This window comes from Tardiphaga sp. 866_E4_N1_4 (genome assembly GCF_052076075.1).
GTDB lineage: Bacteria > Pseudomonadota > Alphaproteobacteria > Rhizobiales > Xanthobacteraceae > Tardiphaga > Tardiphaga robiniae.
The window spans coordinates 705764-721954 of record NZ_CP197242.1 but is presented as its reverse complement, the minus strand read 5'-3'; the positions used below and the strand labels follow the sequence as shown (position 1 = coordinate 721954).

The window sequence follows — 16191 nt, the reverse complement described above, 5'->3', positions numbered from 1 at the left end:
AGGCGAGCAATGGATCGTGAGATGTGCAATTCGTTTGGTCAAACGCCGCTTTTTGCAGGCCTGGACGAGGGCGCACGCGGCATCGTCATCGAAGCTGGCAGAAAGTACGTTCTGGATTGCGGTTGTTCGCTCTGGCAACAGGGCGACCTACCGGCGATAATCGCTGTGGTCATCGATGGTCAGCTCAAGAAGACAATGATCGATGCGCATGGCGCGCAGAAAACGCTGCAATTCATGCGACGCGGCGATCTCGCCGGAGCCGCATCGATGTTCGGCAATTTTTCTCGCCCGACAACCCTGCGCGCGACAGTCGCGACCGAACTGCTGTGCTGGTCCGCCGATCGCTTCAGCGGACTGATGCATGTTGTCCCGCAGCTCGCGATCAATGTCCTCGGTATCGTCGGACGGCAAACCGATCATCTGCTGCGCCGTCTTCACGAGGCAACGAGTGAGAATGCCGATCGACGTATCGCACGGATCGTTCTGCGCCTGGTGCGGGAAGGAGATCCGGATGGTGAGTGCGTTCCGATCGAACTGAGGATCTCGCGCCAGGAACTGGCCGAACTCAGCGACACCACGCTGTTCACGGTCAGCCGCACCGTTTCGGCCTGGAACCGGATGCTGATCCTGAAAGCCGGTCGCGGCCGCTTGACGGTCATCGATCCCGCCAGACTCGCGGGCCTGGCGGGTGACGTGCGGGCGCACTGAGGCAGTTACGCCGGGTCGAGATATGGCTCGAACGCCTCGACCGACACTTTCAGCGTCGGATCGCCATCGGGTCCCCACAGTTCGGCGCCGTCGAACACGACGGTGTAAAGCCACTGCGGATTTTCGCCCTGCTCATGCGCCGCCGTGTCGGGATAGACATGCGCGCCGTGTATCCGCTCGATCACGCCGACATGACCGCGGACATAGCGCGGCAGCCGCGTATGGGTGGTCGGATGGATGTTCTTCATCCGCACGCGATCGCCGATCGCGAATGCAGCAGGCGCCGAAGCAGGGCGCGTGAACGAGCCGCGGGTCAGCACGCGCTCGACACTATCAACGGTGAAGTTGCCGCGCTTCAGCGGCTTCGGCGGCACGGATGCGTGGCCGGCCTTGACCTCGTCTGCAGCGATGAAGCCACGCTCGACCAGCATATCCTCAAGGCCGAGAAACCATTTCTTGTAGTAGCTGCTGGAGAGATAGACCTCCGGCGGCAGCGTCTCGCGATAGAAGCGCGAGGCGTCGATGTTGAAGGCGCCTGCCGCGCCCATGGCACGCACCATGGCCAGCACGCGGGATTCCCACTCGGCATGAAACATCGGCTCGTTCGGTTCCGGCTCGACCTTGCCGAAGCCGTCCATGCCGCCCATGTCGTGGACGCCGTTCACGACGGGGCTCCCGGCGTCAGGACGAGACCGGTGCCGATCATGGAGTCGCGCGTGACCAGTTCGGCCAGTTGTTCTTCGCTCCAGCCCTCGGTGCCTGCAGGACGCATCGGCAACACCAGGAAACGCGTTTCAGCCGTCGAGTCCCAGACGCGGATTTCCGTGTCATTCGGGATTGTGAAGCCGAAGTCTGCCAGCACGCCGCGCGGATCCTTGACGGCGCGGGAGCGGTAGGGCGCGGCCTTGTACCAGACCGGGGGCAAGCCGAGCATTTCCCAAGGGTAACAGGAGCACAGCGTGCATACGACCATGTTATGGCGCTCGGGCGTGTTCTCGACCACCACGAGATGATCGCCGGTGCGGCTGACATGGCCGAGGGTGCCGACCGCCGCCGAGCCATCGGCCAGCAGCGCTTCCTTGAAGGCCGGATCGGTCCAGGCTTTCGCGACCACCAGGGCGCCGTTGTGCGGCCCGATCTTGGTCTCATAGGCCTGGATCATCGCATCCAGCGCCGCCGGATCGATATAGCCTTTCTCGGTCAGGATGGTCTCGAGTGCACGGACGCGCAGCTCGGTGTCCGACAATTCGGAATGATCGTGGTCGTGGTCATGATGGTGTTCGCTCATGCCAAGCAGGATAAGCGAGGCGCGATTGTTCTGTCGAGGATTTCGGGACTCAGCTAGGTCTACAGCATGGCTGCTCCTCGTTATCGCGCGCTGACGCTGTTCGGCTTCGTTCTGGTCGCGCTGCTGGTGGCTTCGGGCCATGCGGAGGCGGCCAATGGCGCCTATGCGGTCGATGCGGCGGATATCTCGGACCTCGGCTCCTGCAAGGTCGAGAGCTGGTATTCGATGGCCACCAATAGCGACTTCGCAGCGGTGGCCAATCCGTCCTGTGTCGTTGAGATTACGCGTCCGGTCGAACTCAGCGTGCTCACCAATCACAGCCGCTCCGATGGCGAGTTCAGCACCACACTGGCGCCGAAAGCGAAGATCAATCTCGAGCCGACCGGCATCGGAAAATTCGGCGTATCGGCGCTGGCCAGCGGCACATTCGACGCCGTGACCGGCCAGAACACAGCGGTGTTCGCCGAAATTCCGGCGACCTATCGTTTTTCCGAAACCACACGCATCAATCTCAATGCCGGCTGGCTGTGGGATCGCGTGCTCGATCGCCACTACTTCACCTATGGCGTCGGCTTCGACTGGAAATTCACCGACGTGCTGCAATACACAGTGGAACTGTACGGGCAGGCGGGCCGCGCCGAATTCGCCAGCGTGATCCAGCCGCGCGTCCAGACCGGCGTGCGCTATCGGCCCAACGACATTTTCTCGGTCGATGTGATCTATGGCCGCAACATCACCGGGGAGAATTCCAACTGGATCACCTTGGGCACCACGATCCGGTTTCCGCCGCCCGGAAGCGTGAGCAAACCCGACGCGCATTTGTGATTCACATGAGGCCATCGATCGCTGTAAAACCGCGATATCGGCAAATTGCGTGATTTTCCGACAAGCATCTGAAATATCTCGATGTTAACGTCCGGCCGTGTTCAAGCCGGCTTGCGGAAATCCAGTGTCAATCTTGCGACGATCTTGCGACTTCCTGTCCGTCCTCACCATCGCCGCAGCGCTGGTCACGCCCGCATTGGCAGGCACCAGCCTGCTGACCGACAAGCCTGATCTCAGCAGCTTTTCCCAGGACGGCCTGAACCGCGTCTCCGACATGCTCGACCGCGAAGTCGGCCAAGGCCATCTCGCCGGCGCGATCATGTTGATCCAGCACCGCGGCAAGCCGGTCTATTATGAGGGCTTTGGCGTCCGCGATCCCGCGACCATGGCGCCGATGACGACGGACACGATCTTCCGGCTGTATTCGATGTCGAAGCCTGTGACATCGGTCGCGGCGATGATTTTGGTCGAGCAGGGCAAGCTCAGGCTCGACGATCCCATCGCCAAATTCATTCCGTCTTTCGCCCATCCGCAGGTCGCGACCGAACGCGCGGATGCCAGCGGCAAACCCTATCTGGACTTTGCGCCGGCCGAGAAACCGATCACCGTGCTCGACCTGATGCGACAGTCGTCCGGCATCAGTTCGGCCTTCACCAATCTTGGCCTGATCACGCAGCTTTATCTCGACGCAGGCCTGTTCGACGGCGATTTCGACAATGCCGATTTCACGGCGCGGCTTGCGAAACTGCCGCTGGCCTATCAGCCAGCCACAGTCTGGGACTACGGCCATTCGACCGATCTTCTCGGGCGCGTCATCGAGATCGCATCGGGCCAGTCGCTGTACGATTTTCAGAAGCAGTATCTGTTCGATCCGCTGGGCATGACCGACACCGGCTACTACGTGCTCGATCCCGCTAAAGCGCCGCGCATTGCGCAGCCGATGCCAACTGACCGCATCATCGGCAACGAGACCATCAGCGATCCCACGCTGAAGCGAAAATGGGAATCCGGAGGAGGCGGCCTCGTCTCGACCACGGGCGATTACGCGCGCTTCCTGCAGATGCTGATCAATGGCGGCACGCTTGACGGCGTCCAAATCCTGAAACCCGAGTCGGTTCAGCTGATGCGCCAGAACCAGGTAGCGCCGGCCAGCGATGTGAAGCCCTGGGCCTATTACTATCCCGGCGCCGGTTTCGGTTACGGCCTCGGCTTCGGCGTCCGCACCGGACCCGGCGAAGACGGCGTGCCGGGTTTCGTCGGCGAGATGGCCTGGGGCGGCGCCGCCGGAACTTACTTCTGGACCTATCCGGATCAGGACATGGTGATGATCCTGATGGTGCAGACGCCAACTCAGCGCGGCCGTATCCAGCCGATCCTGAAGACGCTGGTCTATGAGGCGATCAGGAAGTAGCGGGAGCGTGGCCGGGGTGCGGCTTTAAGAGAACTGAAACTGGGACCACACGCCAATATCTCGGATTCGCATAAGGTATATTATGGAATATATTATCCCGCAGCGATCCCAGAGACTTAGCTCAAATTGTTGCGATATCCGCTTGAACTAACGGCCATTCGAGCCAGTTTGTGGCCCCACATCATTGCGGCCCATATGGCCTCAGCCGCCGAAATATCTGACGTGATCGAGGTCCGGGATCAATCCTGACCGCGTCGGTCGCCACCCCAGCTGCTGTTGTGTCCAGTCGCTGGACGCCGGTGCGTCCATGGCCGCGAAGCCTGCGAACCAGCCGAAGTGATCCGTGGCTTCAGTCGGCGATTTCGAGACGACTGGCAGGTTCAGGTGCCGGCCGATGACCTCGGCAATCTCACGGAATGCGACGCCTTGTTCGGCGCTGGCGTGATACCGAATGTCGGCGGAACCGTGCTCCAGGACGAGCCTGTAGAGCCGGGCGACGTCCAGCCGATGTGCGGCGGGCCAGCGGTTGAGACCGTCGCCGAAGTAGGCCGAGGCGCCCTTCTCCCGCGCGATATTGATCAGCATCGGCACGAAGCCATGGTCGCCATCGCCATGGACCGATGGCGGCAGCCGGACCGACGAAGTACGCACGCCGCGTGCCGACAGACGTTCGGCGACCTGCTCTGATACACGTGGGCTTGGCGACGCGCTCGACGGGCCCATGTCTTCGGTCGCCAGATGTCCGGGCGCGATGAAGGCCATGCCGGAAGTTACGATCAAGGGCCGCTCGGAGCCCGCCAGCACATCGCCAAGCGTCTCGATGGCACGCGCGTCGATCGCGCAGTTTTCCTTGAATTTCGAGAAGTCGTGGATGAAGGCCGTATGGATCACGCCGTCTGAATTGGCAGCCCCGGACCGCAGGCTGTCCAGATCTTCCAGATCGCCGCGATGGATCTGGGCACCAGCGTCAGCCAGCGCCTTGGCAGATGCATCCGAGCGCGCGAGACCGAGCACCTGATGACCGGCGCCGATCAATTCCTGAACGACCGCAGATCCGACAAAGCCCGAAGCACCGGTAACGAAGACACGCATGTGATATTCCTCTCGTGAATGCGCGGATGTATCGATCCTGCGGTACAGTGCGTGAAGCCGTGACGTTATACGGGTATGGCGACTAACAGGCTGAGCATGACGGTCACCGAAACAACTTCCGGCGCTGGCTCCAATCCGCTGGGCGCTTATCTCAGGGATCGCCGCGCCAGGCTGGATCCCGTGGCATTCGGGTTTTCGTCCGAGCGCCGCCGCACGCCGGGCCTGCGGCGCGAGGAAGTCGCGCAACGCGCCAATGTCAGCGCCACCTGGTACACTTGGCTGGAGCAAGGACGCGGCGGCGCACCATCGGCCGATGTGCTCGACCGCATTTCACGCGCGCTGGAATTGTCGGCAGTCGAGCGCGAGCATCTGTTTCTGCTGGCGCAGCACAGGCTGCCGGAAGTCCACTACGAGCCGTCCGATATCGTCACGCCGACGCTGCAGCGCGTGCTGGATTCGATGGAGTTCAGCGCTGCCGTCGTGCGCAATGCGACCTGGGACATCGTGGCCTGGAATCGCGCCGCGCTGGCCGTGCTTGGCGACTATCCGAACATCGCGCCCGAAGACCGCAACGTCCTGCGCATCCTGTTCTGTCGTCCGAATGTCCGCGCCAAGATGCCGGACTGGGAGAATGATGCACGTTTCGCCGTGGCGGCATTTCGCGCCGACATCACGCGCAGCGGCGCGTCGCAGCGCGCCCAGACATTGATCGACGAGCTCTGCCGCATCAGCCCCGACTTCGCAGCCATGTGGCATGACAACGATGTCGGCAGTTACGGCGAAGGCCGCAAGCATGTGAACCATCCCGTCGTCGGGCCATTCACGATGAGCTATTCGACATTTTCGGTCGATGGCCAGCCGAGTTTGGGCATGGTGGTCTATACGCCGGCGACGGCTGCAGATGCCGAGCGGATGAAGATGCTGATAGCGGCGAAGGGCTAGGTGCGTAGCGACAATCTCGTCATTCCGGGATTCGTCATGACCGGCTTGCCGGTCTAGACGAAGGCCCGGAATCTCGATGTGTTTTCACTAGGTCGGGATTCCGGGTTCGCGGGCGCGAAAGGGCGCCCACGCCCCGGAATGACGAGTTTCTTGCTACGGATATTTCGGCAGCAACCCATGCGCGGCGAAGCCGCCATCGACATTGAGAATGTGGCCGGTGACGAAGCTCGACTTGCTGTCATCCAGCAGGAACATCGCGGCGCCGGCGACCTCCTCCGGCTCGGCATAACGTCGCTGCGGCACCACCTGCATCCAGCCTTCGCGCGTCGCCACCGTATGCATCTCCTGCACCATCGGCGTCTCGAACGGGCCCGGCGCAATGGCGTTGACGCGAATCTTCAATGGCGCCAGTTCGCAGGCCATCACCTGGGTCAGCGTGACGACGCCGCCCTTGGATGCGCCATAGGCCGAGCGCTCGATATTGCCGCGCAGCCCCGACACCGACGCCACATTGACGATGGCGCCGCCGCCATGAGCCTTCATCAGCCGCGCAGCTTCCTTGGCAACGGCAAAGGTGCCGACCAGATTGATGTCGAGGATCTCGCGAAACAGTTTCACCGAGGTCTCGAAGAACGGCACCTGACGGCCGATACCCGCAGAATTCACCAGACCGCGCACCGGGCCGAAACCGGCTTCGCAGTCCTTCAGGCCAGCAATCACGGCGTCTTCATTGGCCACATCCATGACAACGGTTTTGGTCACACCGGCTTTGATGGCGTCGACCTGGGCCTTGGCGGCATCCAGAGCAGGCTGGGTGAGGTCGGCGAGCAGCACTTTCCAGCCCTCGCCCACGGCCGCCTTAGCGATCGCCAAGCCGATTCCCGATGCGCCGCCGGTGATGATCGCTACGCCGTGATCCCTATTCATATGCTGTCCTTGCGTTTCCTCCACCGGTCCTGGCTGCCGGCGGCTTCAGTCGCGCGATGCTTCCCACAAATTCGCGCGGTGCAAAAGCCGTGCGCGGGCGTCCTCTATTGGGCCTTGGCCTTTGGTCGCACGGCGAAAAGGCTTGACCGGGCAGCCCGGGCATGATGACCAGACGGCAAGGGGCCTTGGGCCTCACAAAGGCAAACAAAGAAGTGGTTGGGAGAAACAAAATGACGATTTCACGCCGGACATTGTTGAAGGCATCGGCCGCCGCGACTGCATTTGGCGGCGTCAGCATGCCGTTCATCGCGCGCGCGCAGCAGGCCGAATACGTCTACAAATACGCGAATAACCTGCCCGATACGCATCCGATGAACATCCGCGCCCGTGAGATGTCGGCGGCGATCAAGACCGAGACCAACGGCAAGGTCGACCTGCAGGTATTCCCCAACAACCAGCTCGGCTCCGACACCGACATGTTGAGCCAGATCCGCTCCGGCGGCGTCGAGTTCTTCACGCTGTCCGGCCTGATCCTGGCCACCTTGGTGCCGGCCGCCTCGATCAACGGCATCGGCTTCGCCTTCCCGAATTACGACACGGTCTGGAAGGCCATGGACGGCGATCTCGGCGCCTATATCCGCAAGGAAATCACCAAGGCCAATCTCGTGGTCATGGACAAGATCTGGGACAACGGTTTTCGCGAAATCACCTCGTCCACGAAGCCGATCAAGAGCCCGGATGACCTGAAGGGCTTCAAGATTCGCGTGCCGGTGTCGCCACTATGGACCTCGATGTTCAAGGCGTTCGACAGTGCGCCCGCGTCGATCAATATCAGTGAAGTCTATTCGGCGATGCAGACCAAGGTCGTCGAAGGTCAGGAAAACCCGCTGGCGATCATCTCGACGGCGAAGTTCTACGAAGTGCAGAAGTTCTGCTCGCTGACCAACCACATGTGGGACGGCTACTGGTTCCTGGCCAACCGCCGCGCCTGGGAGAAGCTGCCGGCCGATCTGCGCGACATCGTCGCCAAGAACATCAATGCCGCCGGCATGAAGGAGCGCGAGGACGTCGCCAAACTCAACGCCAATCTGCGCGGCGAACTGGAATCCAAGGGGCTGGCCTTCAATGAGCTCGAGCCCGGCCCGTTCCGCGACAAGCTGAAGTCGGCCGGCTTCTACAAGGAATGGCAGGGCAAGTATGGCGACGAAGCCTGGGCCATCCTTGAGAAGGCCGTCGGCAAGCTCGGCTGATCGGAACCATTATGGCCGTGCATGACATCTCCGCCCTCGAAAGCGGGGCGTCCAGCGTGGAGAGGGCGCCCCTCTCCCGCCGCGACGCCATCCTGACCTCCATCGACCGCGCGCTCGGCCATCTGGTCGAGATTCCCGCGGCGCTGTTGGTGGTGGCGGAGGTGATCATCCTGTTCATCGGCGTGGTCGCCCGTTACGGCTTCCACCGTCCGCTGATCTGGTCCGATGAACTGTCCTCGATCCTGTTCCTGTGGCTGGCGATGCTGGGCTCCGCCGTGGCGTTCCGGCGCGGCGAGCATATGCGGATGACCGCGCTGGTGGCGTCGGTCGGTCCCCGAATGTGGGCCTTTCTCGACGTCGTCGGGACCTGCGCCGCACTCGCCTTCCTCTTGATGATCGTCGCGCCGTCCTTCGAATACGCCTATGAGGAAAGCTACATCACCACGCCGGCACTGCAGATCGCCAACAGCTTTCGCGCGGCCGCGCTGCCGGTCGGCATCTCGCTGATGATCGTCTTCGCGCTGGTGCGGCTGGTGCGCTACGGTCAGGTGCGCACCGTGCTGACGGCGCTCGGCACCGTGGTAGCGATCATCGGCCTGTTCTGGCTTGCCGAGCCGCTGCTGCGGACCCTCGGCAATCTCAACCTGATCATCTTCTTCGTCGGCGTCGTGGCGCTGTGTGTGTTCGCCGGCGTGCCCATTGCCTTCGGTTTTGGCCTCGCGATCTTCGGCTATATGGCGCTGACCACACACACCCCGATGATGGTGCTGGTCGGCCGCATGGACGAGGGCATGAGCCATCTCATCCTGCTGTCGGTGCCGCTGTTCGTGTTCCTGGGCTTGCTGATCGAGATGACCGGCATGGCCCGCGCCATGGTGGCGTTCCTCGCCAGCCTGCTCGGCCATGTCCGCGGCGGGCTGCATTATGTCCTGATCGGCGCCATGTACCTCGTCTCCGGCATTTCCGGCTCCAAGGCTGCCGACATGGCCGCCGTGGCGCCGGTGCTATTCCCGGAAATGAAGGCGCGCGGCGCCAAGCCGGGCGATCTGGTCGCCCTGCTCTCGGCGACCGGCGCCCAGACCGAGACCATTCCGCCGAGCCTGGTGCTGATCACCATCGGCTCGGTCACCGGCGTCTCGATCTCGGCGCTGTTCACCGGCGGGTTACTGCCCGGCGTCGTGCTGGCGATCACGCTGGGCGTGCTGGTGTGGTGGCGCTATCGCGGCGAGGATCTCAGCCATGTGAAGCGCGCGTCCGGGCGCGACATCTTCAAGGCCTTCATTATCTCGGTGCCGGCCATCGCGCTGCCCTTCGTGATCCGCGCTGCCGTGGTCGAAGGCGTGGCGACCGCCACGGAGGTCTCCACCATCGGCATCGTCTATGCCGTGCTGGCGGGCCTGTTGATCTATCGTCAGTTCGACTGGAACCGGCTGAAGCCGATGCTGGTCGATACGGCCTGCCTCTCCGGCGCAATCCTGCTGATCATCGGAACCGCGACCGGCATGGCCTGGGGCCTGACCCAGTCCGGCTTCTCGCGCTCGCTGGCCGCCGCCATGACGGGCCTGCCGGGCGGCGGCGCCACCTTCATCGCGGTCTCCATCGTGGCCTTTGTCATCCTCGGCAGCGTACTTGAAGGCATCCCCGCCATCGTGCTGTTCGGGCCGCTACTGTTCCCGATCGCGCGGCTGGTCGGCGTCCACGAGGTCCACTATGCGATGGTCGTGATCCTCGCCATGGGCATCGGACTGTTCGCGCCGCCCTTCGGCGTGGGCTACTATGCCGCCTGCGCCATCGGCCGTGTCGATCCCGCGGAAGGCATCCGGCCGATCCTTGGTTATCTTCTGGCGCTGCTGATTGGCCTGATCATCGTCGCGATCTTCCCGTGGATATCGATCGGATTCCTCTAAGTGACGTCAAATCAGCGTGTTAAAGCCTCGACCTCATGTAATTTTAGAAGATCATTCCTGCGATAAACTGATAAGTGAGATATTCGGTACAACTCACTGATCCAAATACGAGAGGGCCACTATGATCCCAGATCAGGGCGCCTATAGCGTCGGCCTCGACCAGACTCCGGCCAACTTCGTGCCGCTGTCGCCGCTGAGTTTTCTCAAGCGCAGCGCGGCGGTTTATCCAGACCTCACCAGCACCGTCTATGAGGGACGTCGTTTCACCTGGGCGCAAACCTATGAACGCTGCCGGCGCTTTGCCTCGTTCCTGACCGGGCGGGGCATTGGGCGCGGTGACACCGTCGCGGCGATGCTGCCGAACCTGCCCGCGATGAACGAAGCGCACTTTGCGGTGCCGATGACCGGTGCCGTCCTCAACGCCCTGAACATCCGGCTCGACGCCGCGGCCATCGCGTTCCAGCTCGACCATGGCGGCGCCAGGCTGCTGCTGGTCGATCCGGAATTCTCCGGCGTGATCACCGAGGCCCTCGGCCGCATGACCGGCCCGAAGCCGACCGTGATCGATGTCGACGACGTCTCCTTCGCCGGCGGCCAGCGGATCGGCGAACTCGAATATGAAGCCGTCCTCGCCGAAGGCAGTCCCGATTTCTCCAGCGCCTTCCCGCTCGACGAATGGGACGCCATCGCGCTCGGCTACACCTCGGGGACCACAGGCAATCCGAAGGGCGTGGTGACCCATCACCGCGGTGCCTATCTCAACGCCGTCTCCAATATTCTTGCCGCCGGTCTCGGCCAGCATCCGGTCTATCTCTGGACCCTGCCGATGTTCCACTGCAATGGCTGGTGCTTCCCCTGGACGGTCGCGGCGAGTGCCGGCGTCAATGTCTGCCTGCGCAAGGTCGACCCGACCAAGATCTTCGCGCTGATGCGCGAGCACGGCGTCACCCACATGTCCGGCGCACCGATCGTCTACAACACGCTGATCAATGCGCCCGATGCGCCGGTCTATTCCGGCGGTCCTCTGGTGCAGGGCTCGATCGCAGGTGCACCGCCGCCGATGGCCGTGCTGTCGGGCGCCGAGAAAATCGGCATCAAGCTCACCCATGTCTACGGCCTGACCGAAGTCTACGGCCCCGCCTCGGTTTGCGCCGAGCAACCCGGCTGGGATGCCCTGCCCGCCGATGAGCGCGCCAACCTGAAGCGCCGCCAGGGCGTGCCCTATCACCTGCAGGAAGCCGTGACGGTGATCGATCCCGAGACGATGCAGGAAGTGCCGCGCGACGGCGAGACCATCGGCGAGGTCATGTTCCGCGGAAATATCGTGATGAAGGGCTACCTGAAGAACGAGAAGGCCACCAAGGAGGCCTTCGAAGGCGGCTGGTTCCACACCGGCGATCTCGGCGTGCTGGATGCCGCCGGCTACGTGACCATCAAGGACCGCTCCAAGGACATCATCATCTCCGGCGGCGAGAACATCTCGTCAGTGGAAGTCGAGGACGTACTCTACAAACACCCCGCCGTGCTGTTCGCGGCCGTGGTCGCCAAGCCCGATGCGAAATGGGGCGAAGTGCCCTGTGCTTTCGTGGAGCTGAAGGCAAATGCCGCGGCGACGGAAGCCGACATCATCGCGTTCTGCCGCGCGCAGATGCCGGGCTTCAAGACGCCGAAGGCGGTGGTGTTCGGCGTGATCCCGAAAACGTCGACGGGGAAGATCCAGAAGTTCCTGCTGCGGGATCAGGTGAAGTCGACGGGGTCGTTTAGTAGCTGATTGCAGCAAACTCGTCATTCCGGGGCGGGGTCTCGGCGAAGCCGAGAGCACGAGCCCGGAATCCCGTTATGTTCAAAACACTTCTGGATTCCGGGTTCGCCCGCGCAAGATGCGCGAGCGCCCCGGAATGACGAGATTGGTGTAAGGGTCTCGTCGTCCCCTTGCCGACGCAGAGGTCCCACATGTGACGCAGAACTTCGCCGCAATCATTCTCGGCGGTACCGGGCAAGTCGGTGGTGCAGCCGTCGCGGAGCTGCTGGCAATTCCCCAATGCCGGGAAGTGGTGATGATCACCAGGAAGCCCATTGCCGCGCGATCACGCGTGCGCAACGTCGTGCTCGATACCGGCGCTCCAGACTTTGCCAAGCACACGGCCGTGCTTGCTCGCGACGTCCTGAGCCAAGGGCCCGTCAGCGCTGTGAGCTGTGTGGGTGTCGGTTCCGGCTCGATGCGGTGGAGCGAAGAGGAACTGAAGCGCCTTGAACTCGGCGTTGTCGGCGCCTTCGCGCGTGGCTGCCGTGACGCCGGCATCGCCCAGTTCTGCCTGCTGTCAGCAGTAGGAAGCACAGCCCAAAGCCGGTTTCGCTATGTCCGAGTCATGGGTATGAAGGAAGACAATGTGCGCAGCATCGGCTTCAGCCGCCTCGCTATCTTTCGCCCCGGCATCATTGTCGGCAACGCGCATACCCCGGCCTGGGTCGGTTGGCTGGGACGTCTCGTGCCCGGCCCGTATGGCAATATCGATCAGCGCGAGATCGGTCGCTCAATTGCTGTTGAGATAGCGTTGCATAGTCGAGAGGCCGGCGAAGTAACCTTTGAAAATGCCGCAATGAAAAAACTCGCTGCTCAAATTACTCCAGCGTCAGCCTGATCCCGTCATAGGCGGGGACCACACTCTCCGGCAGTATCGCCTTTACCGCCTCGTAATCCACATCCGCCGTCATATTGGTGATCACGGTCCGCTTCGGCTTGAAGCGATCGCGCCAGCGCAGCGCATCACTGATGCTGAAATGGCTGGGATGCTGCGTATAGCGGAGCCCATCGACGATCCAGAGATCGAGCCCTTCGAGCGCCGGCCAACTTTGCTCCGGGATGTCGTTGAGATCGGGCGTGTAGGCGGTGTTGTCGATCCGATAGCCGAGCGCCGGGATGTTGCCATGCTGGACCAGGAACGGCGTCAGCGTCAGATCACCGCCCTTCCCCGTGATGGTTCGGCTCTCGCCGGCCTCGATGCTGAGGAGATCGAGGATCGGCGGATAGTCGCTGCCGGGCGGCGACTGAAAGCAGTAGCCGAAGCGCAGCATGATATCAGTCGCCGTTGAGGCGTTCATATAGACCGGGATGCGCTTGCGGCGCTTCAGCACCACTGAGCGGAGGTCGTCCATGCCGTGGGTCTGGTCCGCATGCTCATGCGTCAGGAAGACCGCATCGATGTCATCGACATCGGCGTCGATCAATTGCTCGCGCAGGTCCGGCGAGGTGTCGATGACAACGCGCGTGACGCCCTCGGGCCCGCTCCGCTCCGCCATCATCGAACAACGACGGCGACGGTTTTTTGGATTGGCGGGATCGCAGGCGCCCCAGCCCAGCGCCGGGCGCGGCACACCCGCCGAGGATCCGGAACCGAGAATGGTGAGCACCAGCGTCATGCCGACCCGCCAGTGCCAGACGCGCTCTCGGCGGATGCCTTGCTGAACAGGCCGAAGAAGTTTTCGGTGGTCTGCCGCGACAGTTCTTCGAGCGACACGCCTCGCGTTTCCGCGAGCACCTTCGCCGTCTCGACCACATAGGATGGCTCGTTGCGCTTGCCGCGCCATTTGCCGGGCGCCAGATACGGCGCATCGGTTTCGACCATGATGCGGTCGGCGGGAAGCTCAGCGGCGAGATCGCGCAGCTCCTGTGACTTCTTGAAGGTGATAATGCCGGTGAAGGAGATCGACAGACCCATGCCGATGGCCTTCATCGCCAACTCCCGTCCGCCGGTGTAGCAATGCAGCACCGCCTTGAACGCGCCCTTCGCCATCTCGTCTGCGAGAATGGCGCCGCATTGTTCGTCGGCCTCGCGGGTATGGATCACCAGCGGCAATCCGGTCGCGCGTGCGGCGGCGATATGGGCGCGGAAGCCGCGCTCCTGCGCGCCTGATGAGCCGTGTTCGTAGAAGTTATCAAGACCCGCTTCGCCGAGCGCGATGACCTTCGGATGCTTTGTCAGTTCGATCAGCTCATCCGCGGAGATACCGTCTTCCTCGTCCGCATTGTGCGGATGGGTGCCGACCGAGCAATAGACATTCGTAAAGCGCTCCGCGATCGCGAGCAGCGCCGGCAGGCGGCGCACCCGCGTCGAGATGGTCACGAGCTTGCCGACACCCGCGGCCTCGGCACGCGCGACGATGCCGTCGAGGTCTTCGGCGAAGTCGGGGAAATCGAGATGGCAGTGGCTATCAACCAGCATCACGTCAACTCAGCTCGCAGCCGGCGGCTCGACATAGCGCGGGAATACGCCGGTCGGTGTCGGCAGTTGCGTGCCAGCCTTGATGCGGGTCGCAATTGCCGTGAAGTCCCGCTCGCTTTCGGGGATACCGAGCACGTCGAGCAGCTTCGCACATGACGCCGGCATTACCGGCTGCGCCAGGATGGCGACCTGACGCACGACTTCGGCGGTCACGTAGAGCACCGTGGCCTGCTTCTTCGGATCGGTCTTGGCGAGCGCCCACGGCGCCTCGCCCGCAAAATAGCGGTTGGCCTCGGCCACCACGGCCCAGATCGCGTTCAGCGCCTGATGGATCTGCTGCGTCGCCATGGCGCTGCGTGCGAGTTCCAGCATGCCATCGGCCTGCGCCAGGATCGCCTTGTCGTTCTCGCTGTAATCACCGGGCTCCGGCAACACGCCGCCATATTGCTTGGCGATCATCGACAGCGAACGTTGCGCGAGATTGCCGAGATCGTTGGCGAGGTCGGCATTGGTCCGATTGACGATGGCTTCGTGATTGTAGCTGCCGTCCTGCCCGAACGAGACTTCGCGCATGAAGAAATAGCGCATCTGATCGACGCCATATTGCTGGGCCATGCCGATCGGGTCGACCACGTTGCCGACCGACTTCGACATCTTCTCACCACGGTTGAGAAGAAATCCGTGACTGAAGACGCGATGCGGGACGTCGACCCCTGCAGCCATCAGGAATGCAGGCCAGTACACCGCGTGGAAGCGAACGATGTCCTTGCCGATCACATGCAGATTGGCAGGCCAGTAACGCTTGAAGTCGTCGCCATCGACATCCGGATAGCCGGCTGCCGTGATGTAGTTGGTGAGCGCGTCGATCCAGACATACATCACATGACCGGGCGCCCCCGGCACCTTGATGCCCCAGTCGAACGTGGTGCGCGAAATCGACAGATCCTGCAGGCCGCCCTTCACGAAGCTCGTCACTTCGTTCAGCCGCTCGCGCGGCAACACAAAGTCCGGAACGCGCGCATACAGATCGAGCAGCTTGTCCTGATAAGCGGATAGACGGAAGAAATAGGTCTCCTCCTCGGTCCACTCCACCGGCGAGCCGAGCGGCTCGCGCCGGACACCATCGTCGCCGAGCGTCGTTTCCGCTTCGTCGAAATAGGCTTCCTGGCGAACCGAATACCAGCCGGCATATTTGTCGAGATAGATGGCGCCGGCCTTCTCGAGCGCGACCCACAGCGCCTGAACGGAGCGCTCATGGCGCTTCTCGGTGGTGCGAATGTAGTCGTCATAGGAAATGTTGAGCGCAGCATCCATCTCGCGAAAACGCGCTGAATTCCGGTCAGCCAGTTCGAGCGGTGTCAGGCCTTCCTTGACGGCGGTCTGCTGCATCTTCAGACCATGCTCATCCGTTCCGGTCAGGAAACGAACGTCATAACCGTCGAGCCTCTGGAAGCGGGCAATCGTGTCGGTCGCCATGACCGTATAGGCATGACCGATATGCGGCACGCCATTGGGATAGAAGATCGGCGTTGTCAGAAAATACGCCGGTCGGGTTGCATCGGTTGCAGATGTCATGGCTGACTTTACGGACCTTGAATAAGACGATCTTGGTGAAGCG

15 protein-coding genes are annotated in these 16191 nt (G+C 62.5%); 8 read left to right on the top strand and 7 right to left on the bottom strand.

Annotated features, from left to right (window positions below; all coding sequences use genetic code 11):
- The first annotated feature begins 21 nt into the window (after positions 1–21).
- Positions 22–708: a Crp/Fnr family transcriptional regulator gene (locus AB8B20_RS03690; RefSeq protein ID WP_439071731.1), complete on the top strand. Its 687-nt coding sequence runs from the start codon at positions 22–24 to the stop codon at positions 706–708.
- Positions 709–713: 5 nt separating this feature from the next.
- Here the strand turns inward: AB8B20_RS03690 and nthB are convergent, their stop codons facing one another.
- The gene (gene nthB, locus AB8B20_RS03685; protein WP_439071730.1) at positions 714–1373 is read right to left on the bottom strand and encodes a nitrile hydratase subunit beta; all 660 of its coding nucleotides are present in this window, start codon (positions 1371–1373) and stop codon (positions 714–716) included.
- Positions 1370–1996: a nitrile hydratase subunit alpha gene (nthA, locus tag AB8B20_RS03680; protein ID WP_439071729.1), complete on the bottom strand. Its 627-nt coding sequence runs from the start codon at positions 1994–1996 to the stop codon at positions 1370–1372. The genes nthB and nthA overlap by 4 nt, the downstream gene beginning before the upstream one ends.
- A gap of 66 nt (positions 1997–2062) precedes the next feature.
- On the opposite strand from nthA, the gene AB8B20_RS03675 reads away from it, so the two are divergent.
- Complete coding sequence (locus tag AB8B20_RS03675; protein ID WP_439071728.1) at positions 2063–2821, top strand: hypothetical protein; 759 nt, start codon at positions 2063–2065, stop codon at positions 2819–2821.
- A 124-nt stretch (positions 2822–2945) separates the two neighbouring features.
- Complete coding sequence (locus AB8B20_RS03670; protein ID WP_439071727.1) at positions 2946–4232, top strand: serine hydrolase domain-containing protein; 1287 nt, start codon at positions 2946–2948, stop codon at positions 4230–4232.
- Positions 4233–4433: 201 nt separating this feature from the next.
- Here AB8B20_RS03670 and AB8B20_RS03665 read toward each other — a convergent pair whose 3' ends face one another.
- Entirely contained in the window at positions 4434–5324 is an 891-nt protein-coding gene (locus AB8B20_RS03665) for an SDR family oxidoreductase (RefSeq protein ID WP_439071726.1), read from the bottom strand.
- A 96-nt stretch (positions 5325–5420) separates the two neighbouring features.
- Between AB8B20_RS03665 and AB8B20_RS03660 the strand changes: the two genes are divergently transcribed.
- Complete coding sequence (locus AB8B20_RS03660; RefSeq protein WP_439071725.1) at positions 5421–6266, top strand: helix-turn-helix transcriptional regulator; 846 nt, start codon at positions 5421–5423, stop codon at positions 6264–6266.
- Positions 6267–6419: 153 nt separating this feature from the next.
- Here the strand turns inward: AB8B20_RS03660 and AB8B20_RS03655 are convergent, their stop codons facing one another.
- Positions 6420–7193 (bottom strand): SDR family NAD(P)-dependent oxidoreductase, encoded by a 774-nt coding sequence (locus AB8B20_RS03655; protein WP_231080687.1) that lies wholly within the window; start codon positions 7191–7193, stop codon positions 6420–6422.
- 230 nt (positions 7194–7423) lie between these two features.
- Here AB8B20_RS03655 and AB8B20_RS03650 point away from each other — a divergent pair, with 230 nt between their 5' ends.
- From AB8B20_RS03650 to AB8B20_RS03635, 4 genes are all read left to right on the top strand, one after another.
- A complete protein-coding gene (locus AB8B20_RS03650) occupies positions 7424–8443 on the top strand; it encodes a TRAP transporter substrate-binding protein (RefSeq protein WP_175369049.1) in 1020 nt (339 codons plus the stop codon).
- A gap of 11 nt (positions 8444–8454) precedes the next feature.
- Positions 8455–10350, top strand: coding sequence for a TRAP transporter large permease (locus AB8B20_RS03645; protein WP_439071724.1), 1896 nt, complete (start codon positions 8455–8457; stop codon positions 10348–10350).
- Between the two features lie 121 nt (positions 10351–10471).
- Positions 10472–12121, top strand: coding sequence for an acyl-CoA synthetase (locus AB8B20_RS03640; protein WP_439071723.1), 1650 nt, complete (start codon positions 10472–10474; stop codon positions 12119–12121).
- Between the two features lie 184 nt (positions 12122–12305).
- Positions 12306–12992, top strand: a complete 687-nt coding sequence (locus AB8B20_RS03635; protein ID WP_439071722.1) for a hypothetical protein — start codon at positions 12306–12308, stop codon at positions 12990–12992.
- On the opposite strand, the gene AB8B20_RS03630 is transcribed toward AB8B20_RS03635, so the two are convergent.
- The 3 genes from AB8B20_RS03630 to metG are packed head-to-tail and all read right to left on the bottom strand — an operon-like array spanning position 12973 to position 16148.
- Positions 12973–13770 carry an MBL fold metallo-hydrolase gene (locus AB8B20_RS03630; protein ID WP_439071721.1) on the bottom strand — a complete coding sequence of 266 codons (798 nt, stop codon included), beginning with the start codon at positions 13768–13770 and terminating at the stop codon, positions 12973–12975. The two genes, AB8B20_RS03635 and AB8B20_RS03630, sit on opposite strands and share 20 nt — an antisense overlap.
- Positions 13767–14573, bottom strand: coding sequence for a TatD family hydrolase (locus AB8B20_RS03625; protein WP_439071720.1), 807 nt, complete (start codon positions 14571–14573; stop codon positions 13767–13769). The genes AB8B20_RS03630 and AB8B20_RS03625 overlap by 4 nt, the downstream gene beginning before the upstream one ends.
- A 9-nt stretch (positions 14574–14582) precedes the next feature.
- Positions 14583–16148 carry a methionine--tRNA ligase gene (metG, locus tag AB8B20_RS03620; protein WP_439071719.1) on the bottom strand — a complete coding sequence of 522 codons (1566 nt, stop codon included), beginning with the start codon at positions 16146–16148 and terminating at the stop codon, positions 14583–14585.
- Between the last annotated feature and the right edge of the window lie 43 nt (positions 16149–16191).

What these genes read in the sequence shown, in the direction of transcription:
- AB8B20_RS03690 (WP_439071731.1), top strand. Translation starts at nt 22, where the DNA reads ATGTGCAATTCGTTTGGTCAAACGCCGCTTTTTGCAGGCCTGGACGAG.
- nthA (WP_439071729.1), bottom strand. Translation starts at nt 1,996, where the DNA reads ATGAGCGAACACCATCATGACCACGACCACGATCATTCCGAATTGTCG.
- AB8B20_RS03675 (WP_439071728.1), top strand. Translation starts at nt 2,063, where the DNA reads ATGGCTGCTCCTCGTTATCGCGCGCTGACGCTGTTCGGCTTCGTTCTG.
- AB8B20_RS03665 (WP_439071726.1), bottom strand. Translation starts at nt 5,324, where the DNA reads ATGCGTGTCTTCGTTACCGGTGCTTCGGGCTTTGTCGGATCTGCGGTC.
- AB8B20_RS03660 (WP_439071725.1), top strand. Translation starts at nt 5,421, where the DNA reads ATGACGGTCACCGAAACAACTTCCGGCGCTGGCTCCAATCCGCTGGGC.
- AB8B20_RS03655 (WP_231080687.1), bottom strand. Translation starts at nt 7,193, where the DNA reads ATGAATAGGGATCACGGCGTAGCGATCATCACCGGCGGCGCATCGGGA.
- AB8B20_RS03650 (WP_175369049.1), top strand. Translation starts at nt 7,424, where the DNA reads ATGACGATTTCACGCCGGACATTGTTGAAGGCATCGGCCGCCGCGACT.
- AB8B20_RS03645 (WP_439071724.1), top strand. Translation starts at nt 8,455, where the DNA reads ATGGCCGTGCATGACATCTCCGCCCTCGAAAGCGGGGCGTCCAGCGTG.
- AB8B20_RS03640 (WP_439071723.1), top strand. Translation starts at nt 10,472, where the DNA reads ATGATCCCAGATCAGGGCGCCTATAGCGTCGGCCTCGACCAGACTCCG.
- AB8B20_RS03630 (WP_439071721.1), bottom strand. Translation starts at nt 13,770, where the DNA reads ATGACGCTGGTGCTCACCATTCTCGGTTCCGGATCCTCGGCGGGTGTG.
- AB8B20_RS03625 (WP_439071720.1), bottom strand. Translation starts at nt 14,573, where the DNA reads ATGCTGGTTGATAGCCACTGCCATCTCGATTTCCCCGACTTCGCCGAA.
- metG (WP_439071719.1), bottom strand. Translation starts at nt 16,148, where the DNA reads ATGACATCTGCAACCGATGCAACCCGACCGGCGTATTTTCTGACAACG.